Below are 25651 nucleotides of genomic sequence, written 5' to 3' on the forward strand. Positions count from 1 at the left end.
GGCCACACCCTCACACCTGGGCGGTCAGCCGGTAACCCGCTCCGCGCACGGTCTCCACCATGGTGCCCGCGGCCCCCAGGGACTCGCGCAGCCGCTTGACATGCACGTCAACCGTGCGCTCCTCGATAAAGACATGGTCACCCCAGATCTTGTCCAGCAGCTGGGAGCGGCTGTGCACGCGCTCGGAGTGCTTCATGAGGTAGTGCAGCAACTTGAATTCCGTCGGGCCGACCTTGAGGGCCTGGCCCTGCCAGGACACGCGGTGGGTGGCCGCGTCCAGCGTGAGCGCGCCAATGGCCACGCTGTCACTCACCTGCTCCGGCGCGCGGCGGCGCAGCACGGCGCGGATGCGCGCCAGCATTTCCTGGGTGGAGAACGGCTTGGTGATGTAGTCATCCGCGCCGGCATCCAGGCCCGCAACGCGGTCGGGTTCGTCGCCACGCGCGGTCAGCATCAGGATGGGAATGCCACGGGTGCGCGCGTCGGCACGCCATTTCTTGGCCAGCACAATGCCGCTCTGGCCCGGCAGCATCCAGTCCAGCAGGATCACGTCGGGCAGCACGGCGTCCATTTCGCGCTGGGCCGAGACGCCATCTTCGGCCCAGACCGGCTGGAAGCCGTTGTGGCGCAGGTTGACGGCAATCAGCTCGGCAATGGGCGATTCGTCTTCAACAATCAGGACGCGGGGCTGCAGGCTCATTGGGAAACAGGGAACAAACTCATTGAACCGCGGATTCAACGTTTTCCATGGTCGTGTGACGCACATCGGCGCCCTTGACGATGTAGATGATGAATTCTGCAATGTTTTTGGCGTGGTCGCCAATGCGCTCGATGGCCTTGGCCAGGAACAACAGGTCCAGGCTGGCGGAGATGGTGCGCGGGTCTTCCATCATGTAGGTGATGAGCTTGCGCACGAAGCCGTCGAACTCCTTGTCGATCAGGTCATCTTCCTTGAGGATGGACACGGCCGTGGTGGTGTCAAGGCGCGCGAACGCGTCCAGCGCCTTGCGCAGCAGGGCCGAAGCCATGTCGGCCGCGACGCGCAGCTCGGATGATGGCAGCGACCGCGAAGAACCACTCTCGATGATCGATTTGACCATGCGCGCGATCTTTTCAGCCTCGTCGCCCACCCGCTCGAGGTTGGCCGTTGTCTTGGAGATGGCGATCAGCAGGCGCAGATCGCGCGCCGTCGGCTGGCGCCGCGCGATGATGGATGACAGCTCGCGGTCAATGTCCACTTCCATGGCATTGACGCGGGCCTCGGTTTCCATGACCTGGCCGGCCACCTCGGCGCTGAACTGCGACAGCGCGTAGATGGCCTGGCGGATCTGGGACTCCACCAGGCCGCCCAGCTCCATCACGCGCGAGGAAACGCCGTTGAGCTCGCTGTCGAACTGGGTGGACAAATGCTTATCGGGCATGGTTGCTCCTGATGATTTTCCAAAATGACTTTCCGGGCAACACGTCGGGACCGGCTTTGCCAGGCAGTTGGTGCTGCCCCCTCAAGGGGGAGGCGGCCGCAGGCCGCTTCGGGGCTGTCATCCGAATCTTCCGGTGATGTAGTCTTCGGTTTCCTTGCGCTTGGGCTTGAAGAACATCTGTTCTGTCTCGCCAAATTCGACCAGGTCGCCCAGGTACATGTAGGCGGTGTAGTCGCTGCAGCGAGCGGCCTGCTGCATGTTGTGCGTCACGATGACCACGGTGTAGTCGCTCTTGAGCTCGGCAATCAGTTCCTCGATCTTGGCGGTGGAGATCGGGTCCAGCGCCGAGCAGGGTTCGTCAAGCAGCAGGACTTCGGGCTTGATCGCAATGCCGCGAGCGATGCACAGCCGCTGCTGCTGACCGCCCGACAGGCTGGCGCCACTCTGGTGCAGCTTGTCCTTGACCTCGGTCCACAGCGCGGCCTTGCGCAGCGCCCATTCCACGCGCTCCTCCATGTCGGTCGCGCTGAGGTCCTCGAACAGGCGCACGCCAAAGGTGATGTTGTCGTAGATCGACATCGGGAACGGCGTGGGCTTCTGGAACACCATGCCGACCTTGGCGCGGATCAGGGCCACGTCCTGCTTGGAGGTCAGAAGGTTCTCGCCGTCCAGCACCACCTTGCCCTCCGCGCGCTGTTCGGGGTACAGCTCGTACATGCGGTTGAAGATGCGCAGCAGCGTGGATTTGCCGCAACCCGACGGGCCGATGAAGGCCGTCACCTTCTTCTCTGGGATTTCGAGGTTGATGCCCTTGAGGGCATGGAACTTCCCGTAATAGAAGTCCAGGTTCTGGACCGATATCTTGGATGTTTCTGCGTGGGTGGTCAGGGTATTCATGTCGTTTCTTTCGGTCGCGCCACGCGCATCAGGTCTTGTTGCGGGTCAGCACCCGCGCGAGGATGTTCAGCCCCAGGACCGCCAGCGTGATCAGGAACACACCGGCCCAGGCCAGCTGCTGCCAGTTCTCGTAAGGGCTCATTGCAAACTTGAAGATCGTCACCGGCAGGCTGGACATCGGCTCACCGAGGTTGGAAGTCCAGAACTGGTTGTTCAGCGCGGTGAACAGCAGCGGCGCGGTTTCGCCCGCCACGCGGGCCACGGCCAGCAGCACCCCGGTCACCACCCCCGCGCGCGCCGCGCGCAAGGTGATGCTGATAATGACTTTCCATTTGGGCGCGCCCAGAGCGTAGGCGGCCTCGCGCAGGCCGGGCGGCACGAGGTTCAGCATGTTCTCGGTGGTGCGGATCACCACGGGAATCACGATCAGCGCCAGCGCGATCACACCGGCCCAGCCCGAGAAGGTCTTGAACCGCGTCACGATCACCGCATAGACAAACAGGCCGATCACGATGGACGGCGCCGACAGCAGGATGTCGTTGACAAAGCGGGTCACCTCGGCGAGCCAGCCCTTCGGGTCGTATTCGGCCAGGTAAATGCCCGCCATGATGCCCACCGGGGTTCCCACACAGGTGGCCAGCGACACCATCAGGAACGAGCCGTACAGCGAGTTGGCGATCCCGCCCACCTCGTTGGGTGGCGGCGTCGACTGGGTGAAGGTGGCGATGGCAATGCCGCCAATCCCCAGGCGCACGGTCTCAAACAGGATCCACGCCAGCCAGAACAGGCCGAAGGCCATGGCCATCAGCGACAGGGTCAACGCGATCTGGTTGACGCGTTTGCGCGCGTTGTATTTGGTCTGGCGGGTGGCGGCCAGATCGGCCGCCGCCAGAAGCCGTTGTCCGGTACCGGTGCTCATGACTTGGCCCCTTCGTTCTTGCGCAGCTGGGCCAGCAGCAGCTTGGAGAAAGTCAGCACCACGAAGGTGATGAAGAACAGCACCAGGCCCAGGTAGATCAGGGCCGACTGGTGCAGGCCCTCGCCCGCCTCGGCGAACTCGTTGGCCAGCGCCGAGGTGATGCTGTTGGCCGCCTGGAACAGCGACAGGGTGTCCAACTGGTTGAAATTGCCAATGACGAAGGTGACTGCCATGGTTTCGCCCAGCGCGCGGCCCAGGCCCAGCATGATGCCGCCCACCACGCCCGCCTTGGTGTAAGGCAGCACCACCTTGAAAACCACTTCCCAGGTGGTGGCGCCCAGCCCGTAGGCAGACTCCTTGAGCAGCACGGGCGTGACCTCGAAGACATCGCGCATCACCGAGGCAATGAACGGAATCACCATGATGGCCAGGATGATGCCGGCCGAGAGAATGCCGATGCCCACGGGTGGGCCCGACACCAGCGCGCCCAGATAAGGCACGCCGGCAAAAAGACTTTGCAGCGGTTGCTGCACATAGGTGGCCAGGATGGGGCCAAACACCAGCAGGCCCCACATGCCATAGACGATGGAAGGGACCGCGGCCAGCAGCTCAATCGCCGTTCCCAGCGGCCGCTTGAGCCAGGCCGGGGACAGTTCCGTCAGGAACAACGCAATGCCAAAGCTCACTGGCACGGCAATCAGCAACGCGATGAAGGACGTCGCCAGCGTGCCGTAAATCATCACCAGCCCGCCATACTCGTCCTTGACCGGATCCCAGACGCTGCTGGTCAGGAAACCCAACCCATACTTGGCAATGGCCGGCCAGGCCCCCGTGATCAGTGACAGCAGAATGCCGATCAGGAGGCCCAGGGTCACCAGGGCGGCCCCCTTGGCGGCCCAGCCAAAGAGCCGGTCAGCCAGGGAGCCGGCCCGCGCGGGCCTAACAGGAGGAGGAGTGGTCATGTCGCGCACCGGCCCCTTGCCGGCAACCGTGCCGGCGAGGTGAAAAGGAGCCTCTTTGGCGGGAAGTGTAGAGGACACGCTGGAGGCCCTTCAGGTCGGTTGGCGAAAGTGGCTTACTTGTAGGCGACGGTCTTGCCCGAGCCGTCCTTGATGCCATCCCAGGCCTTGGCGATCTGGGCCTTCACCACGTCGGGCATCGGCACGTAGTCAAGGTCGTCGGCGGTCTTGTCGCCATTCTTGTAGGCCCACTCGAAGAACTTCAGCGAAGCGGTGGCCTGGGCCGGCTTGTCCTGGGTCTTGTGCATCAGGATGAAGGTGGCACCGGTGATGGGCCAGGAATCCTTGCCGGGCTGGTTGGTGAGGATCTGGTAGAAGCTCTTGGCCCAGTCGGCACCGGCAGCGGCGGCCTTGAAGGCCTTGTCGTCAGGCGACACGAAGTTGCCTTCGGCGTTCTGCAGCTGTGCGTAGGTCAGCTTGTTCTGCTTGACGTACGCGTATTCGAGGTAGCCGATGGAGTTGGGCAGGCGACCGACAAACGCGGCCACGCCTTCATTGCCCTTGCCACCCGCACCCACGGGCCAGTTCACGGCGGTGCCCACGCCCACCTTCTCGCTCCACTCCTTGTTCACCTTGCTCAGGTAGTTGGTGAAGATGAAGCTGGTGCCCGAGCCGTCAGCGCGGCGCACGGGGGCAATGGCGGCATCCGGCAGGGCCAGCGAGCCATTCAGGGCCTTGATGGCCGGGTCATTCCACTTGGTGATCTTGCCCAGGTAGATGTCGCCCAGCACCTGGCCATTGAGCTTGAGCTGGCCGGGGGCGATGCCCTTGATGTTGACCACGGGGATCACGCCGCCGATCACGGTGGGGAACTGCATCAGGCCCTTGCTGGTCAGGTCTTCGTCCTTCAGGGGCATGTCGGAAGCGCCGAAATCGACCGTCTTGGCGTCGATCTGCTTGATGCCGGCGCCAGAACCCACGGATTGGTAGTTGATGCGCACGCCCGTGGCCTTGTTGTAGTCGGCCGCCCACTTGGAATACAGGGGTGCGGGGAAGCTGGCGCCGGCGCCGGTCACTTCCTTGGATTGCGCACCGGCGATACCGGCGTAGGACATCGTCGCCGCAGCGACAAGAGCAAGGGTGGCGAAGCGGAATTTCATGTTCATGGAAGTACCTTTGAGAACAAGGGTTGAGGAAGGTTTGAGCGGACTGTAAGAAGCTTTTGTGACATTGATATGACATCCATGACAGCGCCGCTCCCCCGAAAACCCCGAAAAAGCGTCACGGAAAAGTCAAATTTCCGTCATTTGGGCGTCATAAGGCCCGCATAGCCTGTGAACTTCTTACTACTCCGGGAAAACCAGATGTTTCATCGCCGCACACTCGCCGCCGTCGCCCTCACCGCCCTGGTCACCGCCTGCGCCACGCCAGACCAGGCCCCCATGTCGGTGGCTGACACCCTCTCGCACGACCCCTCCTTGAGCACCCTCAACGGTCTGGTGGTCAAGGCCGGCCTGAGCGACATGCTCAAGGCCCAGGGCCCCTACACCGTGTTCGCGCCGACCAACGAGGCCTTCAAGGCGGTGCCGGCCAAAACCATGGACGATCTGGCCCGGCACCCCGAGCACCTGAAAGCCCTGCTGGCCTACCATGTGGTTCCGGGCAAGGTCATGGCCAGGGACATCCAGCTGGGCAAGGCCAAAACGGCCAATGGCGCGGACGTGCACTTGGCCCGTGCGGGTGACTTCGTCACGGTGGAAGACGCGATGGTGCAAACCGCCGACAAAAACGCCAGCAACGGCGTGGTGCACACCGTGGACCGCGTGCTGATGCCGCCCAAGAAGTGACGCGCCCCCCATCGCCCCCCATGACTGACCTACCCCTTTCTGCAAGCCGCCGCCGCACTTTGCAGGCACTGACCGCACTGGCTGCGGCGCCGGCCATCTCCTGGGCCCAGCCAGGCAAAGCCGGCGCCGGCACGCGCAACCTGATCGTGGCCCAGCTGTTTGACACCTCGGCCGCGCAACAGGATGTGTCCAAGGACTTCCTGATCGGCTCGCGCGCGGCCTGGCAGGACATCAATGCCCGAGGCGGCGTGCGCGGGCGGCTGGTGCAGCATGTGTCCGTGGAAGTGGACGGCACGCCCGAGGGCGTGCGCGCGGCGCTCAAGCCATTGCTCGACAACCCGGCCTGCGTGGTGCTGTCCGGCACCGCCGGCGACCCCGCCGCGGCGCAGGTGGTGGCCGAACTGCGCCGGCAGAACGCCGGCATCGCCCACGTCGCGCCCTGGCTGCAGAACTCGAGCGTGGAGGTTGATGAGCGCACCTTCCCGATCTTCGCGGCTCGCCAGGAGCAGATTGGCCATGCGCTCAAGTCGCTCACCGTCATGGGCGTCAAGGAGCTGGGGGCCATTTATGGCACGCCCCAGGACCATGCGCAATACCACGAGGACCTGGAGCGCATTGCCAGCGGGATGAGCCTGCGGCTGCAGTCCTATCGCGCCAACGGCGATCTTTCGCGTCTGGGCCAGGTGCTGACCCCGGGCACCCCGGCCATCCTGCTGTTCGTGGGGGGCACCCCTGAGCTGGTCCAGTTCACCCAGGGCCTGGACAAGCAGCAGCGCCAGCGTTATGTGGTGGCGCTGGCCGACGTGAACCTGCAGACCATGATCCAGATGGGCGGCGCGCGCAGCACCCCGGTCATAGCCACGCAGGCCGTGCCGCTGACCAACGCCAGCCTCCCGGTGGTGCGCGCCTACCGCGAGACCATGGGCCGCCTGTTTGACGAGCCCCCGGTCTCGCTCAGCCTGGCCGGCTTCATCGCCGCGCGCTACACCTATGAAGTACTGAATGACCTCGAGGGCAACCTCACCCGCCAGACCGCGCTGACCGCTTTCCAGCGGCGCGAGACCGTGGATGTGGGCGGCTACCGCGTGGTCTTCAACCCGCAGCGGCGCAGCGCCACCTATGTCACCCAGAGCATGCTGACTTCCGACGGCCGCGTGATCGGATAAGCCGGTGAAGATGGACACGCGGCGCGCCCGCCGCGCCGCGCCTGCCCGCCACGTTTGCTATGCTGGCCCGGCAACGACAACAGCCAACATGCAAAACGGTACCCGCCTCGCCGCTGTGGACTTGGGCTCCAACAGCTTCCGCCTCGAAATCGGCCGCCTCGACCACGGGCAGATCCACCGGACCGAATACCTCAAGGAAACCGTACGCCAGGGCAATGGCCTGGATGCGGAGCGCAACCTCACCCCCCAGGCCATGCAGCGTGGCTGGGACTGCCTGGCCCGTTTTGGCGAGCGCCTGGCGGGCTTTCGCAAGGCCCAGGTGCGCGCGGTGGCCACGCAGACCCTGCGCGAGGCGCGCAACCGCGACGAGTTTCTGGCCCGGGCGCGCCAGGTCCTCGGTTTCCCGATCGACGTGGTCTCGGGCCGCGAGGAAGCGCGGCTGATCTACCAGGGCGTGGCCCACCTGCTGCCCCAGTCAGATGAACGGCGGCTGGTGGTGGACATCGGCGGCCGGTCCACCGAGCTCATCCTGGGCCAGGGCCTGGACGCCAGGGTCATGGAATCGTTTCGCGTGGGCAGCGTCGCCTGGTCCATGAAGTACTTTGCCGACGGCCAGTTCACCCCCCATGCCTTCCAGATGGCCGAGATCGCCGCCAAGGCGGTGCTGGACGAGGCACTCAATGCCTACCGACCGGACACCTGGGAGGTGGCCTACGGATCGTCAGGCACCATCGGGGCGGTCGGCGATGTGCTCGCGGCGGCCGGCTGGCCTGCCGGCACCGTCACGCTCGACGGCCTGGACTGGCTGCTGGCCCGCCTGCTGGAGGCCCGCAGCGCCGAACGGGTGCGGCTGGACGGCCTCAAGGAAGACCGCCGCGCCGTGATCGGCGGCGGGCTGAGCGTGCTGCGCGCGGTGTTCGAGCTGCTGGGCATCGTCGAGATGCAGGCCGCGCAGGGCGCGTTGCGACATGGCGTGCTGTACGACCTGCTGGACCGCCAGCACGGCGAGACCGACGTGCGCTCCAACACCGTGCAGCGCCTGTCCCTCAAGTTCGACGTGGACGCGGCCCAGGCCCAGCGCGTTGGCAAGGCCGCTGCCCTGCTGCTGCGCCAGCTGCGCGCCGGCGACAGCGCGGAGGAGCTGGAGCGCTGCCAGCGCAAGCTGCAATGGGCAGCCCAGCTGCACGAGATCGGCAGCCAGATCTCGCACAGCGACTACCACAAGCACGGCGCCTACATTCTTGACAACGCCGATGCGCCGGGCTTTGCCCTGCCCGAGCTGCACCGCCTGGGCCTGCTGGTGCTCGGGCACCGCGGCAAATTACGCAAGCTCGACGCTGACTTTGAAGACGAAGTGTTCGTCCACCAGCTGCTGGCGCTGCGCCTGGCAGTGCTGCTGTGCCACGCCCGGCGCGAGCCCGACCTCAAAGGCATGCAGCTGCAAAGCGACCGGGCGGCGCGCCGCGTCCGGCTCGCCTGCCGGTCCGACTGGACCACGGCCTTCCCGCAGTCGGCCCACCTGCTGCGCGAGGAAGTGGTGGCCTGGCAGAAGATGCCGTGGACGCTGGCGCTGGGCTGACGGCCCTCGCGGTTGCCTGCCGGAATGAAAACAATATAAACTGTATATACCGTTTAATCTCCGAGAACAGCACCCATGGCAACTGCGAAAAAACCCACCCCCTCCCCGGTCAAAGCGCCGGTTCAGCCCGCGGCAGCGCCCGCGGTGAAGGCCCCCGTCGCGAAGGCGCCGGCACCCAAGGCGCCCGCCAAGAAGGCCAAGGCCATTGCGCCAAAGCCGGCGACCAAGCCGGCGGCCAAGCCCGCAGCCACGCCCAAGGCGACGCAGCCCAAGGCCGCCAAACCCGTCAAGCCGGAAAAGCCCAAGAAGCCCAAGCTGGTGCGTGACAGCTTCACCATCCCCAAGGCCGAGTTCACGGTGCTGGACGATCTGAAGCAGCGGGCCGCCAAGCTGGGCACGCCGGCCAAGAAGAGCGAGTTGCTGCGTGCCGGCATCAAGGCGCTGGCCGCCATGTCGGATGTGGCGTTCAAGGCCGCGCTCTCGGCCGTGCCAGCCATCAAGACGGGCCGTCCCAAGTCGGCCTGAAAGACGGCCCCGGATCCGTCCGGGGCTGCACCGTGGCTCAGAGCGCGTCGGGCGACTGCACGGCCACCACCATGGTCTGCGCGTGGCCATCGCGCTCACGGTTGCGGATCCACCAGGCCGCGCCCTTGCGCACCGGGCAGGTCCCGTGCTTCATGGCCAGCAGCTGCGCGACGGCCTCCCCCAGCGTGGGCTGATGCCCCACCACCAGCACCGGCACGCGCGAGGCGGGCCATTGCGCCACGTCCAGCAGTTGCGCGGCCGAGCCTTCGGGCGCCAGCTCGGGCCGCAGCTTGTATTTGCGCCCCAGCGCCAGCACCGTCTGCTCGCAGCGGCGCGCCGGGCTGCAGAGAATGCGCGTGCCTTCGGGCAGCTGCCGGTCCAGCCATTGCGCCATGCGCAGGGCCTGCTTCTCGCCACGCGAGGTCAGCGAGCGCTCCAGGTCATTGCAGCCTTCCACCCAGTCTTCAGCTTCCGCGTGGCGCCACAAAATCAGGTCCATGATCATGCGCCCGTCGTGCGCGCCCGCGCGGTGTAGCGTGCCATCAGCGCGGCCTGCGAGCCATGGCCCGGCACATCCGGGTCCACCCGCCGGTAGCTCCCGTCGGGCCCCAGGTCCCAGGCATCGCGGCCATCGTGCAGACCGGCCACCAGGCATTCGTCGATGACGCGCTGGCGCAGCGCCGGGTCGGTCACGGGCCAGGCCAGCTCGATGCGGCGCAGCATGTTGCGGTTCATCCAGTCGGCGCTGGCCAGGTACAGGTCTTCTTCCTCACCGCAGCGGAAATAGAAGACCCGCGAATGCTCCAGGAAGCGCCCGATGATGGAGCGCACCCGGATGTTGTCGGTCACCCCGGGCACCTGGGCCGGCAGCATGCAGGCGCCGCGCACGATCAGGTCGATTTTCACGCCCTGCTGCCCGGCGCGCACCAGCGCGTTCATCAGGGCCTCGTCGGTCAGCGCGTTCATCTTGGCCACGATGCGCGCGCCCTGACCCTGCGCCGCCGCTGCCGCCAGCGCGTCGATCTTCTCGATCAGCCGCTTGTGCAGGTAAAACGGCGCCAGCCACAGCTTGTGCAGTCGGGGCAGGCGGCTCTGGCTGGCCAGGTGGACAAACAACGCGTCCATGTCGGCCGTGAGCTGGGCGTCGGCCGTGAGGTAGCTCAGGTCGGTGTACAGGCGCGCCGTGCGCGGGTTGTAGTTGCCGGTGGACAGGTGGCCATAGCGGCGCAACTGGGCGCCCTCGCGCCGCGTCACCAGCAGCATCTTGGCGTGGGTCTTGAGGCCCACCACGCCGTACACCACCTGCGCGCCCACGGCCTCGAGCGACTCCGCCCAGTTGATATTGGCCTCTTCGTCAAAGCGGGCCTTGAGCTCCACCACCGCGGTCACTTCCTTGCCCAGGCGCACGGCCTCGCGCAGCAGGTCGATCAGCACCGGGTCGGTGCCCGTGCGGTAGATGGTTTGCTTGATGGCCAGCACCTGCGGGTCGTTCACGGCCTCGCGCAGGAAATCCAGCACACCGTCAAAACTTTCATAGGGCTGGTGGATCAGCACATCGCCCTGCTTGAGCCGCTCGAAAAAGCTGGCCCCGTCGAGCAGCTGGACAGGGTATGCGGCGGCGTAGGCCGGAAACAGCAGCTTCGGGTCGTTGACCAGGTCCACCAGCTGGGTCAGGCGCACCAGGTTCACCGGTCCGTGCACGCGGTACAGCGCCGCCTCGGGCAGACTGAACTGGCGCAGCAGGAAGGCCGAAAGGTATTCCGAGCAGCCGGCCGAGACCTCGAGCCGCACCGCCTGGCCATAGTGCCGCTGCTGCAGCCCCTGGCGCAAGGCGGTTCGCAGGTTGCGCACGTCATCTTCGTCCACGGCCAGATCCGAATGGCGTGTCACGCGGAACTGCGAGAACTCGCCCACATCGCGCCCCGGGAAGAGGTTGTGCAAGTGCGCGCGGATCACGCTGGACAGCGAGACAAACAGGGTTTTCTTGCCCGACACCCGCGCCGGCATGCGGATCAGGCGCGGCAGCACCCGAGGCACCTTGACGATGGCGATCTCGTTGTGGCGGCCAAAGGCGTCCTTGCCGCCCAGCCGCACAATGAAGTTCAGCGACTTGTTGGCCACCTGGGGGAACGGGTGGGCCGGGTCCAGCCCCACGGGAATCAGCAGCGGGCGCACTTCGCGCTCAAAATAGTCGTCCACCCACTTCTTCTGGGCCGGGTCGCGGTCGCCATGCGAGACGATCTCGATGCCATGCTTCTTGAATGTGGGCATCAGCTCGTCGTTGTACAGCGCATACTGGCGCGCCACCAGGTCGTGGGCGGCCCGCGACAGCTCGGTGTACGTCCCCACCGTGTACAGGCCCTTGAGCGCGCCCGACTGGGCCGCCGTCAGGTGCGGCGCGGCCCGCACCTCGAAGAACTCATCGAGGTTGGACGACACGATGCACAGGTAGCGCAGCCGCTCGAGCAGCGGGACATCCGGCCGGCGTGCCCAGTCGAACACGCGCTCGTTGAAAGCCAGGATGCTGTGGTCGCGGTCCAGAAACGGAACGCCGGGGACTTGAGACATTACGGTGACAGTGGGATGACTGTTTTTTGACAGTGTTCCGTGGTTTGATGACAGCTCTGTGACACCGGCACAAGGTAACTGGCAAACAGTTGCGTGGCCTGTTCCCAGCTGAACGCCAGCGCCCGGGCCCGGGCCTCGTGGCGCGGGACGGCCAGCGTAGCGTAACAGGCGTGCAGCAGGTCTTCGTGCAGGACACCGCCCTGTTGCGGGGTTTCGCCCAGCACCTCCAGCGGCCCGTCCACGGGGTAGGCGGCCACCGGCGTGCCCGTGGCCATGGCTTCCAGCATCACCAGGCCAAAGGTCTCGGAGCGGCTGGGGAACACGAACAGGTCGGCCGCCGCGTAAACGCGGGCCAGCTCATCGCGCGGCAACAGCCCCAGCCAGCGCACCTTGGGAAAGCGCTGCTTGAGCTGGGCCTCCAGCGGCCCCACCCCGCACACCACCTTGGTGCCCGGAAACTCCAGTTGCAGGAAGGCCTCGATGTTTTTCTCATACGACACCCGCCCCACAAACAAGGCCACGGGGCGCGGCAGCCTGCCCATGAGCTCGTGCTCCTGAGGCAGGGACTCGTAGCGGAACAGCTGGGTGTCCACGCCATGGGTCCAGGCCCTCAGGTTGCGGAAGCCGCGTGCCTCCAGCATGCGCAGCACGCCGTGGGTGGGAACCATCACGCCGGCGGAGGGCCGGTGAAAATGGCGGAACAGCGCGTAGCCCCAGGCCAGCGGCACCTTGAGCGCCGCATTCAGGATTTCCGGGAATTTGGTATGAAAGGCCGTGGTGAAGCGCCACCCGCGCGCCAGGCAGTGCGCCCGCCCGGCCCAGCCCAGCGGGCCCTCGGTGGCCAGGTGCACGGCCTCGGGCTGCAGGCGGTCCAGTTGCTCGGCCAGCGCACGGCGGGGCCGCACGGCCAGGTCAATGCCGGCATAGCCCGGGCAGGGCCGCGTGCGGAACAGGCCCGGGTGGATCACCGTCACCTCATGCCCGGCCCGCTGGAGCTCGCGCACCAGTTCCACCAGCGTGGTGACCACGCCATTGACCTGGGGTTGCCAGGCATCGGTGACCAGCGCGATCTTCATGACGCCACCGCCCGCGCCACGGCCTGCCGCGCGGGCTGGGGAGTTTCCCAGTGCACCAGCTCGAGCCGGCCGTCCAGGTGCTCGACCAGCGCGGTGCGGCTTTCCACCCAGTCGCCGTCGTTGCAGTACAGCGTGCCGTGGATCTCGCGCATCTCGGCACGGTGGATGTGGCCGCAGACCACGCCCTGGTGGCCGCGCTTGCGCGCCTCGCTGGCCACCGCCACCTCGAAGTCGGTCACGTAGTTCAGCGCCTTCTTGACCTTGTGCTTGAGGTAGGCCGACAGCGACCAGTACGGCAGGCCCAGGCGGCCGCGCAGGTTGTTGAGGTAGCGGTTGAGCTTGAGCGTGAACTCGTAGAGGTTGTCGCCCACGTAGGCCAGCCACTTGGCGCACTGGATCACACCGTCGAAGTAATCGCCATGGATGACCCAGAGCTTGCGGCCGTCAGCCGTCTGGTGCACGGCCTCGTCGATCACTTCGATGCCGCCAAACTGATGGCCAATGAATTCCCGTGCGAACTCATCATGGTTGCCAGGCACGTAGACCACGCGGCAGCCCTTGCGGGCACGGCGCAGCAGCTTCTGCACCACATCGTTGTGCGCCTGCGGCCAGTACCAGCGCCGGCGCAGCTGCCAGCCGTCCACGATGTCGCCCACCAGGTAGAGGTAGTCACTCGGGTAGGCCTTGAGGAAGTCCAGCAGCGCCTCGGCCTGGCAGCCCGGCGTGCCCAGATGCAGGTCCGATATGAAAACCGCCCGGTAAAGCGGGCGGCCAGAGTCTTCGTCGCGGTCGGCGCCGCCATCGGCGCCAAAGCCGCCCCAGCTGCCCAGGGCGTCAAAGGCGATCGGGCCGGTCAATGCCCTCATTGCCCCCCCAGGAAATGCTTGCGGTAGCGCGGCGGCAGGTCGGCAATGCGCATCAGCATGGGCAGGTCGGCGGTGTTGAAGTCCGGGTCCCAGGCCGGCGGGCCCAGCACCTTGGCGCCCAGGCGCAGGTAGCCGCGGATCAGGGCCGGGGCTTCGATGTCGAGCGAACCGTCCAGCACCTCCACTGGCAGCGCCAGCCGCGGCCGCACGTGGTATTCGATGGGCGCCAGATGGGTCTGGCGCACCTGGTGCCAGATGCTGGCGGCAAAGTCGCCACTGACCACGCCGTTGTGCAGCATGGGGATGCTGGCGCAGCCGATCATGGTGTCCAGCTGGTTGCGCACCATGAACTCGGCCAGCGCGCCCCACAGCGCCAGGATCACGCCGCCGTGACGGTGGTCAGGGTGCACGCAGCTGCGGCCCAGTTCCACCATGCGCTCGCGCAGCGCGCGCAGGCGGGTCAGGTCAAACTCGGTGTCGCTGTAGGTGCTGCCCACGCGGCGGGCCTGCGCGGGCGTGAGCACGCGGTAGGTGCCGATCACTTCCAGCGTCTCGATGTCACGCACCAGCAGGTGCTCGCAATAGTCGTCAAACAGGTCAATGTCGTGGCCGGCCAGCGGGCTGTTCAGCCGCGCACCCATTTCCTGGGCGAAAACCAGGTGCCTCAGGCGCTGCGCCTGGCGGACTTCGTCCTGGTGCTGCGCCCACGAAACCGAAATACCGCTGCGCCCAGCTTCAGGGACGACTTGACGATCGCGGCGGTGAAGTGACCCCCTGGGCAAGGACACGGGCGACAGCGGCAGCGTGGGGTTGGGCAGTTCGTTCATGCGCGGGCCTCCTTGCGGCACAGCCTGGGCGTCTGGATCAGGGCGTTCATGGCTTCTCCTTGTCGCTGTTGATGCGGCAAGTGTGTGATCGCGTGGTGACACCGCCATGTCAAAACCATGGCAGATTCATGACAAAAACAGGCTGGAGTCCAGGACTGGCGGGCACTGTTCGCTATGAAATTGGAAGCACATCGACGGTCATCGGTTGCTGGCTTGAGAAGATTCCATAATTCAACTATTATTGAAATATGGAAATAACAAGCACTGTACTCGCCGTTGACGAAGCCACCACCGTGAAGTCGCTGGCCGCGCTGGCGCAGCCCCAGCGGCTGCGGGCGTTCCGGGCGCTGGTGGTGGCCGGGCCGGACGGCCTGACGCCCGGCGCCATCGCCGAACAGCTGGGCGTGGCGCCCAGCGCCCTGTCCTTTCACCTCAAGGAGCTGACCCATGCCGGCCTGGTCAGCAGCGAACCCCGCGGCCGCAACCTGATCTACCGCGCGAGCTTCGAGCAGATGAACGCCCTGCTCGCCTACCTGACCGAGCACTGCTGCCAGGGCGCCAGCTGCGCGGTCACCGAATCCACCCCCTGTTCCACCTGTTGAGGAGCCCTTCGATGAAACGCTTCCATGTTCACGTCCATGTGGACGATCTTGCCAAGAACATCGCCTTTTATTCAGCCATGTTCGACCAGCCGCCGGCGCGCACGGAAAACGATTACGCCAAATGGATGCTCGAGGACCCGCCGGTGAACTTTGCCATCTCCACGCGCGGCGACAAGCCCGGCGTGGACCATCTGGGCATCCAGGTGGGTTCGCCCGAGGAACTGGCGGCTCTCAAGGGCCGGGCCGCGCGCGCCGACATGGCCTTGCTGGACGAAGGCGAAACCACCTGCTGCTATGCCCGCAGCGACAAATACTGGCTGACCGACCCGCAAGGCATTGCCTGGGAGCAGTTCCAGACGCTGGACACCATTCCCGTGTTCAGCGAGGCCCGGCCAGCGACTGCGGCCGCCGCCTGCTGCGCCGGCCCCGCCAGGGCCAGCGCGCCCGCCGGCGCTCCGGCCAAAGCCTGCTGCTGAGGGTCACGCCATGAGCCAGACCCCCGTCAACGTGCTGTTCCTGTGCACCCACAACTCGGCCCGCAGCATCCTCGCCGAAGCCGTGCTCAACCACATCGGCCACGGCCGGTTCAGGGGCTTCTCCGCCGGCAGCAGCCCGCGCGAGAACCAGCAGCCCAACCCGCTGGGCCTGAAAGTCCTGCAGGCCGCGGGCATTGCCACCGACGGCCTGCGCAGCAAGAGCTGGGATGAATTTGCCCTGCCCGATGCACCGCACATGGACCTGGTCATCACCGTCTGTGACAACGCGGCGGGCGAAACCTGCCCCTACTGGCCCGGCCAGCCGGCCACGGCCCACTGGGGCTACGCCGACCCTTCGGCGCTGGAGGGCAGTGACGAGCAGAAGCTCGAAGCCTTCCGCCAGACCCTGCATGCCATCCGCCGCCGGCTCGACCTGCTGGTGAGCCTGCCGGCCGGCGGCATCGACAAACTCGCGCTGCAAACCCGTGCGCGTGAGCTCGCCACGCCCGCCACCGTCTGAACCCGCGCCATGAACCTGCTGCTGACCCTTCTACTGCCGGCCTCGGTGCTGGCCAGCCTGGGCGCCTTTGCCTGGGCGCGCGCCACCGGCGGCCCCATGGAACTGGCCATCCTGGTGCCCAGCCTGGCCGCGCTGGGCCTGGCCCTGTGGCTGGAGCGCCGCGTGCCCTACCGCCGCGACTGGAACCAGCCCCGGGGTGACTCCCCCACCGACACCACCACCGACTGGCTGAGCTTTGCCGTGCTGGTGGGCGCGGTCCAGCCGCTGCTGAAATGGGCTTCACCGCTGGCGGTGCTGGCGCTGTACCGCTGGACGGGCCCGCCCCAGGACTTTCTTGCCGGCCTGCCCTTCGCGCTGCAGGTGCTGGTGGTGACCCTGCTGGCCGAGCTGGGCAGGTACTGGGCGCACCGCTGGCATCACAGCGTGCCCGCGCTGTGGTGGCTGCACGCCCTGCACCACGGCAGCGAGCGGCTGCACGCCATCAACAACTTCCGGGTGCACCCGCTGGAATACGCCCTCAAGCACCTGCTCAGCCTGCTGCCGCTGATGTGGCTGGGCGCGCCCGCCGACGCCCTGCTGGGCTACATCGCGCTCAGCCAGCCGGTGCAGATGCTCCAGCACGTCAACCTGCCCCTGCGCCACGGCTGGCTCAACCACGTGTTCAGCACCAACGCGCTGCACCGCTGGCACCATTCCAGCCAGCGCGGCGAGGGCGACAGCAACTTTGGCAGCGCACTGGTGATCTGGGACCAGGTGTTTGGCACCTACCGCGCGCCGCAGCACGGGGCGCCGGCTCAGGTGGGCCTGTACGGCCCGAGCCGCTACCCTGCGCGCGAGCCGTTTTTTGCGCAGGTGCTCTCGATGTTCAGCCCGGCCTGCTGCAAACCATGAGCGCGGCAGACATTCCCGCACCCCTGGCGCGCCGGGCGCTAGCCGAGTTCGTGGGCACGGCCGGCCTGCTGTGCGCGGTGATCGGCTCGGGCATCATGGCCGAGCGGCTGGCCGGCGGCAACGTGGCCGTGGCGCTGCTGGCCAACACCCTGGCCACCGTGTTCGCGCTGTATGTGCTGATCGAAACCCTGGGGCCGGTCAGTGGCGCGCACTTCAACCCCGTGGTGACCCTGGTTTTGATGTCAAACAAGGCTGTAGTCCAGGACCGGCGGGCACTTTCAGCTACGGTTTTCATAGCAAGCCAGCTCGCAGGCGCGGTTGCCGGCGCGCTGCTGGCCCACGCCATGTTCGGCATGGAGCTGCTGCAGCTCAGCAGCAAGCTGCGCAGTGGCCCGCCGCAGTGGCTGGCCGAAGCCGTGGCCACGGCCGGCCTGGTGCTGGTCATCCTGCGCTCGCCGCCGGGCAAGGTGGCGGGGCTGGTGGCCTGCTACATCGGCGCGGCCTACTGGTTCACGGCCAGCACCTCGTTCGCCAACCCGGCCGCCGTGCTGGGCCGCCTGCTCAGTGACAGCTTTGCCGGCATCGCGCCGTCCAGCGCGCCCGGGTTCGTGCTGGGCCAGTGCGCGGGCGCCGTGGCCGGGACGCTGCTGGCGCGCTGGCTGGCACCGGTCTCGCACCAGGCGCCGCTGGAGCCACCGGTCAGGTCTTGAGGCGGTAGCCCGTCTTGAGGATCCAGGTCACGATGCCCAGCGCCACCACCAGGAACAGCGTGGTCATGCCCAGGCTCAGGGCCAGGCTCACGTCGGACAGGCCATAGAAGGCCCAGCGAAAGCCGCTGATCAGGTAGACCACGGGATTGAACAGCGCCACGGTCTGCCACACCGGCGGCAGCATGCTGATGGAATAGAAGCTGCCGCCCAGAAAGGTCAGCGGCGTGATGATCAGCAGCGGCACCACCTGCAGCTTCTCGAAGCCGTCGGCCCAGATGCCGATGATGAAGCCGATCAGGCTGAAGGTCACGGCCGTGAGCACCAGGAACAGCAGCATCCACAGCGGGTGCTCAATGTGCAGCGGCACGAACAGCGCGGCCGTGGCCAGGATGATCAGGCCCACGATCATCGACTTGGTGGCCGCCGCGCCCACGTAGCTCAGCAATATTTCCAGGTACGACACCGGTGCCGAGAGCAGCTCGTAGATGGTGCCGGTGAACTTGGGGAAATAGATGCCGAACGAGGCATTGGAGATGCTCTGCGTGAGCAGCGACAGCATGATCAGGCCCGGCACGATGAAGGCGCCGTAGCTGATGCCCTCCACATGCGGGATGCGCGAGCCGATGGCCGCGCCGAACACCACGAAGTACAGCGAGGTCGAGATCACGGGCGAGATGATGCTTTGCGTGAGCGTGCGGAAGGTGCGCGCCATCTCGAACTGGTAGATGGCACGGATGGCGTGCCAGTTGAGGCCCAAAATCATGCGGTGGCGCTCCTGTCCTTGACCAGATCCACAAAAATGTCCTCCAGCGAACTCTGCGAGGTCTGCAGGTCCTTGAACGCGATGCCCGCGTCGCTGATGGCCTTGAGCAGCGCCACGATGTCCACGCGCTGGTCGTGCGCGTCGTAGGTGTAGGTGAGTTCGTTGCCATCGGCCGACAGCGCCAGCTGGTAGCCCGCCAGCGCGGCCGGCAACGCTGTCTGCGGCTGCTGCAGGTTCAGCGTGAGCTGCTTCTTGCCCAGCTTGCGCATCAGCTCGGCCTTTTCCTCGACCAGGATCAGCTCGCCGTGGCTGATCACGCCGATGCGGTCGGCCATTTCCTCGGCCTCGTCGATGTAGTGCGTGGTCAGGATGATGGTCACGCCGGTGTCGCGCAGCGAGCGCACCAGCTCCCACATGTCACGACGCAGCGCCACGTCCACGCCCGCGGTGGGCTCGTCCAGGAACAGCACCTGCGGCTCATGCGACAGCGCCTTGGCAATCAGCAGCCGGCGCTTCATGCCGCCCGACAGCGTGCGGATCTTGTTGTCCTTCTTGTCCCACAGCGACAGCGACTTCAGCACTTTCTCGATGTGCTGCGGGTTGGCCGGCTTGCCGAACAGGCCACGGCTGAAGCTCACGGTGTCCCAGACCGACTCGAAGGCGTCGGTGGTCAGCTCCTGCGGCACCAGGCCGATCATGGCGCGCGCGGCGCGGTAGTCGCGCACATTGTCGTGCCCGCCCACGGTGACCGTGCCCTCGCTGGCATTGACGATGCCGCAGATGATGCTGATCAGCGTGGTCTTGCCGGCCCCGTTGGGGCCCAGCAGCGCGAAAATCTCCCCGGACTCGATCTCGAGGTTGATGTTCTTGAGCGCGCTGAAGCCCGAGGCGTAGTTCTTGGAGAGGTGGGTCACCGAAAGCATGGATGGCATGCGCGCAAGGATAGCGCACCCCCGCGCTTCAGGTTGTCAGGGGTCAGAACGCCCCTGCATCGGGCGCATACCAGCGCGCCAGCGCCGCGAGGCGGTGCTGCTGCGCCGGCTCGCCCTCGGGCAGCCAGTGGCGCCAGCCGGCCGCGGCACGGGCCGCAAAGTCCAGCAGCGGCAGGTGCCGGCGCAGCACCCGCTGCTGGCGGTGCGCGATCAGCGGGTTGAAGATGCCGCGGCGCGAAAACAGCTGGCGCGGGTTCTTCTTGACCCACAGCCAAGAGCCCATCTCCAGGGTGAGCGGCAGAAAAACCCCGTCGCCGCGGGCACAGGCCTGCAGGTACAGGTGGTCCCACAGGTCGCCATGCGCGAGGTACTGCAGGCTTTGCGGCTCGAACATGTAGGCGTGGTGCGGGTGGCTCTGCAGGAACACCTCATGCAGCGCATGCAGCTGGGCCAGATGCGGCATGGGGCTGCGCCGGTGGGCATAGGGAAACCACAGGCGGTCGCGCAGGCCAAAGCCCGAATGGCAGTCCAGCACCAGGCTGAACGGGCGGCCCTGCAGCTCGCGCGTCACCAGGCTGCACAGCGCCGTGCTCTCGGCCTGCATCGGCGCACCGCGCGCGCCGCGGTACCAGGGCAGCCCCGCGCTCAGGCGCTGCCCGCCCACCAGGAAGGGCACCGGGCCCGGCGCGTCCACCGGCGCGTTGCGCATCAGGTCCACGCCGTTCGGATTGGCACGGGTGTGGCGCAGCATGCCGCCCGGGTTGACGATGGGCATGAACACCAGGCGCACCTGTTCCAGCAGGTGGTGCAGCGTGGCGTCCCAGCGCAGGCGCATCAGCAAGGTGTGCAGGTAGGCAATCACCACCTGCGAGCCGATGCGCTCCAGCCCGTGCACACCGCCAAAAAAGCCCACGGCCGGCGCATCCGGCGCGGGGTTGCCCAGCATCACCGTGTAGATCGGCAGCTGGCTGCCATCGGCCTGCGCGCTGCTGGGCACACTGGACACGGCAAGGCGAGCACCGCCCAGCGCGATGGCACGTTCAAGGTCGTCAAGTTCAGGCAGGCCAGGGGTGGGCAAGGGGCACAGTCATGCGGCGAAAGTGGGCGCAGCTTACTGCACGCGGGCGCGTTTGCTTGACATGGTTTTGTCATGTTCAGGCGCTAGGGTGGGGCCAGTTCCCCTGAAAGCCGCCATGAAGCACCTGCCCTTGTTGCCACTGCAAATCGCCGCCCTCTCGCTCGCCGTGGTGCGCGGCCTGGGCGAGTTCGCGAGCCTGCAGGCCTGGCGGCTGCGCGACCGCCTGGCACGGCGCGGCTGAGGCGTCAGGCCTAAACCGGCTGCAACGCCTGATGGGGCAGCGCGGGCAGCATCACGTCAATGCTGTCTCCCACGCGAAGGTCGCCGCCGATGCGCACGACGGCCATCACCCCCGCCTTGCGCACCAAACCACCCGCCGCATCGCGGTCCAGCACCGCGTTCATCAGGCCCGCACGGAAGCGGTTGATCTGCTGGCAGGGATTGCGCAGGCCGGTGATTTCGAGCACCGCTTCGGAACCGATGCGCAGAAAGGTCCCCGCAGGCAGGCCAAGCAAATCCAGGCCGGATGTGGTGACGTTCTCACCGAGCGATCCGGGCGCGACATCGAAACCCCGTCCGGACAGTTCCTCGAGCAGTTCGGCATGCAGCAGATGGACTTGGCGCAGGTTCGGCTGCGTCGGGTCACGGGCAACGCGCGAGCGGTGCTGCACGGTCACTCCCGCATGGGCATCCCCCTCCCCCCCCAGGCCAGCCAGCAGACGGATCTGCGGCCTGCTGGCTTTGCTGAATCCATGCTCCGCACTCTGATGCAGAGCCAGGACAGTCGCGGCAGGTCGGCTCATCCCGCCTTGACCGCGTCCACCAGCCGCTGCGCACAGGCCTGGGCCTGGGCTTCGTCACGCGCCTCGACCATCACGCGCAGCAGGGGTTCGGTGCCGCTGGCACGGATCAGCACGCGGCCGGTGTTGCCGAGCTCTGCCTCGACGGCGCGGGTTTCGCTGGCCAGCAAGGTGTTGGCCTTCCAGTCCTGGCCAGGGCGCAGGCGCACATTGATCAGCGTCTGCGGGAACAGCGTCACGTCGGCCAGCAGCTGCGCCAGCGTGCGGCCGCTGCGCACGCAGGCCTGCAGCACCTGCAGCGCGCTGATCAGGCCATCGCCCGTGGTGTGCTTGTCCAGCGCCAGCAGGTGGCCCGAGCCTTCGCCGCCCAGGATCCAGCGGTTCTTCTCGAGTTCTTCCAGCACATAGCGGTCGCCCACCTTGGCGCGCACAAACTGCAGGCCCCGCGCCTTGAGCGCCACCTCGACCGCCATGTTGGTCATGAGCGTACCCACCACGCCACCCAGGCCGCCATTCACGTCCGGGCCGTTGGCGGGCTGGCGGTCCAGCCGCTCGCTGGCCATGAGGTAGAGCAGCTCGTCGCCGTTGTACAGGCGCCCCGCGCCATCGACCACCTGCAGGCGGTCGGCGTCACCATCCAGGGCCACGCCGTAGTCGGCATGGTTGGCCTTGACCGCGCGCACCAGCGCCTCGGGATGGGTGGCACCCACCTCGTGGTTGATGTTCAGGCCATCGGGCGCGCAACCGATGGAGATCACCTCGGCGCCCAGTTCGTGAAAGACCATGGGCGCGATCTGGTAGGCCGCGCCATGCGCGGCATCGACCACGATCTTCAGCCCCTTGAGCGTGAGGTCGCTGGCATAGGTGCTCTTGCAGAATTCGACATAGCGGCCCGCCGCGTCGTCCAGCCGGCGCGCCTTGCCCAGCGAGGCCGAGTCGGCCCACACGGGCGCTTCCTCCAGCGCGGCCTCCACCGCCTCTTCCCAGGCATCGGTGAGCTTGGTGCCCTGCGCGCTGAAGAACTTGATGCCGTTGTCGGGGTAGGCGTTGTGGCTGGCGCTGATGACCACGCCCAGCGAGGCGCGCTGGGCCCGCGTGAGGTAGGCCACGCCCGGCGTGGGCAGGGGCCCGAGCAGCACCACATCGACCCCGGCCGAGTTGAAGCCTGACTCAAGCGCGCTTTCCAGCATGTAGCCCGAGATGCGCGTGTCCTTGCCGATCAGCACCGTCGGCCTGTCCTCGGTGCGCTTGAGCACGCGGCCCACGGCATGGGCCAGCCTCAGCACGAAATCGGGTGTGATGGGCAACTGGCCCACGGTGCCCCGGATGCCATCGGTGCCAAAGTACTTCCTGCTCATGGCCTTGTCCCTTTTGTATTGACTGCTCCTGAAATTGTAGCGGCCAGCACCTGCAGCGCGGCCACGGTGTCCTTCACGTCATGCACCCGGACGATGCGCGCGCCGCGGTCCACCGCGAGCAGGGCGGCCGCCACGCTGGGCACCAGGCGGTCCTGCACCTCCAGCCCCGTCACCGCGCCCAGGGATGACTTGCGCGACCAGCCGGCCAGCAGCGGGTAGCCGGCGGCCAGCAGTTCGTCCTGGCGCGCCAGCAGCGCGAAGTTCTGCGCCACGGTCTTGCCGAAGCCAATGCCCGCGTCCCACACAATCCGGTCCCTTTGGGCCTGGAGTCCAATCAGGGCGGCCGTTTGCTGCTCTAAAAATGAGAGCACCTGGGGCACCACGTCGCCGCTCATGGGCGAGACCTGCATGGTCTGGGGATCACGGTGCATGTGCATCAGGCAAACGCCACACTGGCCATGGCGCGCCACGACCTCGCGCGCTCCGGGGCGGCGCAGCGCCCATACGTCGTTGATGATGTCGGCGCCCAGGTCCAGCACGGCCTGCATCACCTCGGGCTTGCAGGTGTCCACCGACACCGGCACGCCCAGCGCGACCGCACCGCGCACCACGGGCAGCACCCGGGCCAGTTCCTCATCCAGCGGCACGGCCGGGCTGCCGGGGCGGGTGGATTCGCCGCCAATGTCCAGGATGTGCGCGCCTTGCCGGAGCAACCTCTCGCAATGGGCCAGCGCGGCCGAAGCGTCCTCGTGCTGTCCGCCATCCGAGAACGAGTCGGGCGTGACGTTGACGATGCCCATCACCTGGGGCTGCGAAAGATCGATGCGAAAGCGGGAGGTCTGCCAGTGCTGCATGGCCTGATTGTCACCTGCGGCGGGCATGAAAAAGGGGCCCGAAGGCCCCCTGCATCGCGATGGCTCGCGGTCGAGATCAGGCGGCCGTGGGCGCCGGATCGGTGGCCACGGGCGCGCCACCCGAACCGCCACCGCTGCTGCCCGAGGGCGGCGTGCGCGGGGTCCAGTCCTTGGGCGGGCGCGGCTCCTTGCCGGCCATGATGTCGTCGAGCTGGTCGCTGTCGATGGTTTCCCACTCGAGCAGGGCCTTGGCCATGGCATGCATCTTGTCGCTGTTGTCCTCGATCAGCTTGCGGGCCAGCGAGTACTGCTGATCGATGATGCGACGCACCTCGGCATCGACCTTCTGCATGGTCTGCTCGCTCATGTTGGTGGTCTTGGTGACCGAGCGGCCCAGGAACACCTCGCCCTCGTTCTCGGCATAGACCATGGGGCCCAGCGCGTCGGTCATGCCGTAGCGCATGACCATGTCGCGGGCAATGGAGGTGGCGCGCTCGAAATCGTTGCTGGCGCCGGTGGTCATCTGGTTCATGAAGACCTCCTCGGCAATGCGGCCACCAAACAGCATGCTGATCTGGTTGAGCATGTAGTCGCGGTCGTAGCTGTAGCGGTCCTGCGAGGGCAGGCTCATTGTCACGCCCAGCGCGCGGCCCCGGGGAATGATGGTGACCTTGTGGACCGGGTCGCACTTGGGCAGCATCTTGCCGATCAGGGCGTGGCCGGACTCGTGGTAGGCCGTGTTGCGGCGCTCTTCCTCGGGCATGACCATGCTCTTGCGCTCGGGGCCCATGAAAATCTTGTCCTTGGCCTTCTCGAAGTCCTGCATCTCGACCACGCGCGCATTGCGGCGCGCGGCCATCAGGGCGGCCTCGTTGCACAGGTTGGCCAGGTCGGCGCCCGACATGCCGGGCGTGCCGCGCGCGATGATGCTGGCGTTGACGTCCTGGCCGATCGGCACCTTGCGCATGTGCACGTTGAGAATCTGTTCGCGGCCGCGGATGTCGGGCAGCTGCACATAGACCTGCCGGTCAAAGCGGCCGGGCCGCAGCAAGGCGGCATCGAGGATGTCGGGCCGGTTGGTGGCCGCGACGACGATCACGCCGAGGTTGGTTTCAAAACCATCCATCTCGACCAGCATCTGGTTCAGCGTCTGCTCGCGCTCGTCATTGCCGCCGCCCAGGCCCGCGCCACGCTGGCGGCCCACGGCGTCGATTTCGTCGATGAAGATGATGCAGGGGGCGTTCTTCTTGGCGTTCTCGAACATGTCGCGCACGCGGGCCGCGCCCACGCCCACGAACATTTCCACAAAGTCAGAACCCGAGATGCTGAAGAACGGCACCTTGGCCTCGCCGGCAATGCCCTTGGCCAGCAGGGTCTTGCCGGTGCCCGGGGGGCCGACCAGCAGCAGGCCACGCGGGATGCGGCCGCCCAGCTTCTGGAATTTCTGCGGGTCTTTCAGGAAGTCGACGACCTCCTTGACTTCTTCCTTGGCCTCGTCGCAGCCCGCCACGTCAGCAAAGGTGACCTGGTTGTTGTTCTCGTCGAGCATGCGTGCCTTGCTCTTGCCGAAGCTGAAGGCGCCGCCCTTGCCGCCACCCTGCATCTGGCGCATGAAATAAATCCACACGCCAATCAGCAGCAGCATCGGCCCCCAGCTGACCAGCAGGGTCATGAGGAGCGAGCCTTCCTCGCGTGGCTTGACGTCGAACTTGACGTTGTAGGTGATCAGGTCGCCCACCAGGCCGCGGTCCAGGTAGGTGGCGGTGGTGCGGATGCGGCGGTCATCGGTGGTGGTGGCGACGATCTCGGTGCCACCCTGGCCTTCCTGGATGACGGCGCTCTTGATGCGGTTGCTGCGGACTTCCTGCAGGAACTCCGAATAGCCGATGGTGCTGGCGCCGGCTGCACCGCGTGTGTCGAATTGCTTGAAGACGGTGAACAGCACGAGGGCGATCACCATCCACACTGCAATTTTTGAGAACCACTGATTGTTCAACTGGGGCTCCGATAGGAAGAC

At 66.6% G+C, this 25651-nt stretch carries 27 protein-coding genes; 9 read left to right on the plus strand and 18 right to left on the minus strand.

Annotated features, from left to right (window positions below):
* Positions 1-10: 10 nt before the first annotated feature.
* The 6 genes from phoB to pstS form a co-directional block, all read right to left on the minus strand.
* On the minus strand, positions 11-700 hold the full coding sequence (gene phoB / locus KF796_13680) for a phosphate regulon transcriptional regulator PhoB (protein ID MBX3587683.1): 690 nt from the start codon (positions 698-700) through the stop codon (positions 11-13).
* A gap of 19 nt (positions 701-719) precedes the next feature.
* The gene (gene phoU, locus KF796_13685) at positions 720-1421 is read right to left on the minus strand and encodes a phosphate signaling complex protein PhoU (protein ID MBX3587684.1); all 702 of its coding nucleotides are present in this window, start codon (positions 1419-1421) and stop codon (positions 720-722) included.
* A 117-nt stretch (positions 1422-1538) separates the two neighbouring features.
* A complete protein-coding gene (gene pstB / locus KF796_13690; GenBank protein MBX3587685.1) occupies positions 1539-2318 on the minus strand; it encodes a phosphate ABC transporter ATP-binding protein PstB in 780 nt (259 codons plus the stop codon).
* 28 nt (positions 2319-2346) lie between these two features.
* Entirely contained in the window at positions 2347-3237 is an 891-nt protein-coding gene (gene pstA, locus KF796_13695) for a phosphate ABC transporter permease PstA (protein ID MBX3587686.1), read from the minus strand.
* Positions 3234-4199, minus strand: a complete 966-nt coding sequence (gene pstC / locus KF796_13700; GenBank protein ID MBX3587687.1) for a phosphate ABC transporter permease subunit PstC — start codon at positions 4197-4199, stop codon at positions 3234-3236. The genes pstA and pstC overlap by 4 nt, the downstream gene beginning before the upstream one ends.
* A gap of 113 nt (positions 4200-4312) precedes the next feature.
* A complete protein-coding gene (gene pstS, locus KF796_13705) occupies positions 4313-5362 on the minus strand; it encodes a phosphate ABC transporter substrate-binding protein PstS (protein MBX3587688.1) in 1050 nt (349 codons plus the stop codon).
* A 198-nt stretch (positions 5363-5560) separates the two neighbouring features.
* Here pstS and KF796_13710 point away from each other — a divergent pair, with 198 nt between their 5' ends.
* From KF796_13710 to KF796_13725, 4 genes are all read left to right on the plus strand, one after another.
* The gene (locus tag KF796_13710; GenBank protein ID MBX3587689.1) at positions 5561-6043 is read left to right on the plus strand and encodes a fasciclin domain-containing protein; all 483 of its coding nucleotides are present in this window, start codon (positions 5561-5563) and stop codon (positions 6041-6043) included.
* Positions 6044-6063: 20 nt separating this feature from the next.
* Entirely contained in the window at positions 6064-7209 is a 1146-nt protein-coding gene (locus KF796_13715; protein MBX3587690.1) for an ABC transporter substrate-binding protein, read from the plus strand.
* Positions 7210-7297: 88 nt separating this feature from the next.
* Positions 7298-8788: an exopolyphosphatase gene (ppx, locus tag KF796_13720; protein ID MBX3587691.1), complete on the plus strand. Its 1491-nt coding sequence runs from the start codon at positions 7298-7300 to the stop codon at positions 8786-8788.
* A gap of 75 nt (positions 8789-8863) precedes the next feature.
* Positions 8864-9313, plus strand: a complete 450-nt coding sequence (locus KF796_13725) for a hypothetical protein (GenBank protein MBX3587692.1) — start codon at positions 8864-8866, stop codon at positions 9311-9313.
* Positions 9314-9350: 37 nt separating this feature from the next.
* Here KF796_13725 and KF796_13730 read toward each other — a convergent pair whose 3' ends face one another.
* The 5 genes from KF796_13730 to KF796_13750 are packed head-to-tail and all read right to left on the minus strand — an operon-like array spanning position 9351 to position 14650.
* The gene (locus KF796_13730) at positions 9351-9812 is read right to left on the minus strand and encodes a histidine phosphatase family protein (GenBank protein ID MBX3587693.1); all 462 of its coding nucleotides are present in this window, start codon (positions 9810-9812) and stop codon (positions 9351-9353) included.
* A gap of 2 nt (positions 9813-9814) precedes the next feature.
* Entirely contained in the window at positions 9815-11881 is a 2067-nt protein-coding gene (ppk1, locus tag KF796_13735; GenBank protein ID MBX3587694.1) for a polyphosphate kinase 1, read from the minus strand.
* Positions 11881-12957 (minus strand): glycosyltransferase family 1 protein, encoded by a 1077-nt coding sequence (locus KF796_13740; protein MBX3587695.1) that lies wholly within the window; start codon positions 12955-12957, stop codon positions 11881-11883. The genes ppk1 and KF796_13740 overlap by 1 nt, the downstream gene beginning before the upstream one ends.
* A complete protein-coding gene (locus KF796_13745; protein ID MBX3587696.1) occupies positions 12954-13823 on the minus strand; it encodes a UDP-2,3-diacylglucosamine diphosphatase in 870 nt (289 codons plus the stop codon). The genes KF796_13740 and KF796_13745 overlap by 4 nt, the downstream gene beginning before the upstream one ends.
* Positions 13820-14650 (minus strand): GNAT family N-acetyltransferase, encoded by an 831-nt coding sequence (locus KF796_13750; GenBank protein MBX3587697.1) that lies wholly within the window; start codon positions 14648-14650, stop codon positions 13820-13822. Before KF796_13750 ends, KF796_13745 begins: the two co-directional genes overlap by 4 nt.
* Before the next feature lie 248 nt (positions 14651-14898).
* On the opposite strand from KF796_13750, the gene KF796_13755 reads away from it, so the two are divergent.
* From KF796_13755 to KF796_13775, 5 genes are read left to right on the plus strand one after another with little or no spacing between them, the layout of a single operon-like run.
* Positions 14899-15252, plus strand: a complete 354-nt coding sequence (locus KF796_13755; GenBank protein MBX3587698.1) for a helix-turn-helix transcriptional regulator — start codon at positions 14899-14901, stop codon at positions 15250-15252.
* 11 nt (positions 15253-15263) lie between these two features.
* A complete protein-coding gene (locus tag KF796_13760; protein ID MBX3587699.1) occupies positions 15264-15728 on the plus strand; it encodes a glyoxalase/bleomycin resistance/dioxygenase family protein in 465 nt (154 codons plus the stop codon).
* A 10-nt stretch (positions 15729-15738) separates the two neighbouring features.
* Positions 15739-16248: an arsenate reductase ArsC gene (locus KF796_13765; GenBank protein ID MBX3587700.1), complete on the plus strand. Its 510-nt coding sequence runs from the start codon at positions 15739-15741 to the stop codon at positions 16246-16248.
* Positions 16249-16257: 9 nt separating this feature from the next.
* Positions 16258-17139: a sterol desaturase family protein gene (locus KF796_13770; GenBank protein MBX3587701.1), complete on the plus strand. Its 882-nt coding sequence runs from the start codon at positions 16258-16260 to the stop codon at positions 17137-17139.
* Positions 17136-17849 carry an aquaporin family protein gene (locus KF796_13775; protein MBX3587702.1) on the plus strand — a complete coding sequence of 238 codons (714 nt, stop codon included), beginning with the start codon at positions 17136-17138 and terminating at the stop codon, positions 17847-17849. The genes KF796_13770 and KF796_13775 overlap by 4 nt, the downstream gene beginning before the upstream one ends.
* Here KF796_13775 and KF796_13780 read toward each other — a convergent pair.
* From KF796_13780 to ftsH, 7 genes are all read right to left on the minus strand, one after another.
* Positions 17839-18612, minus strand: coding sequence for an ABC transporter permease (locus KF796_13780; GenBank protein ID MBX3587703.1), 774 nt, complete (start codon positions 18610-18612; stop codon positions 17839-17841). The genes KF796_13775 and KF796_13780 overlap by 11 nt on opposite strands.
* The gene (locus tag KF796_13785; GenBank protein ID MBX3587704.1) at positions 18609-19544 is read right to left on the minus strand and encodes an ABC transporter ATP-binding protein; all 936 of its coding nucleotides are present in this window, start codon (positions 19542-19544) and stop codon (positions 18609-18611) included. Before KF796_13785 ends, KF796_13780 begins: the two co-directional genes overlap by 4 nt.
* 43 nt (positions 19545-19587) lie before the next feature.
* Positions 19588-20622 (minus strand): DUF2817 domain-containing protein, encoded by a 1035-nt coding sequence (locus KF796_13790; GenBank protein MBX3587705.1) that lies wholly within the window; start codon positions 20620-20622, stop codon positions 19588-19590.
* A 251-nt stretch (positions 20623-20873) separates the two neighbouring features.
* Complete coding sequence (locus tag KF796_13795; protein MBX3587706.1) at positions 20874-21425, minus strand: MOSC domain-containing protein; 552 nt, start codon at positions 21423-21425, stop codon at positions 20874-20876.
* Positions 21422-22780, minus strand: a complete 1359-nt coding sequence (gene glmM / locus KF796_13800) for a phosphoglucosamine mutase (protein ID MBX3587707.1) — start codon at positions 22778-22780, stop codon at positions 21422-21424. Before glmM ends, KF796_13795 begins: the two co-directional genes overlap by 4 nt.
* A complete protein-coding gene (folP, locus tag KF796_13805; GenBank protein ID MBX3587708.1) occupies positions 22777-23634 on the minus strand; it encodes a dihydropteroate synthase in 858 nt (285 codons plus the stop codon). The genes glmM and folP overlap by 4 nt, the downstream gene beginning before the upstream one ends.
* Positions 23635-23710: 76 nt before the next feature.
* Positions 23711-25630, minus strand: a complete 1920-nt coding sequence (ftsH, locus tag KF796_13810; GenBank protein ID MBX3587709.1) for an ATP-dependent zinc metalloprotease FtsH — start codon at positions 25628-25630, stop codon at positions 23711-23713.
* Between the last annotated feature and the right edge of the window lie 21 nt (positions 25631-25651).

Origin of the sequence: Ramlibacter sp. (assembly GCA_019635435.1) — a bacterium.
Taxonomy (GTDB): Bacteria; Pseudomonadota; Gammaproteobacteria; order Burkholderiales; family Burkholderiaceae_C; genus JAHBZM01.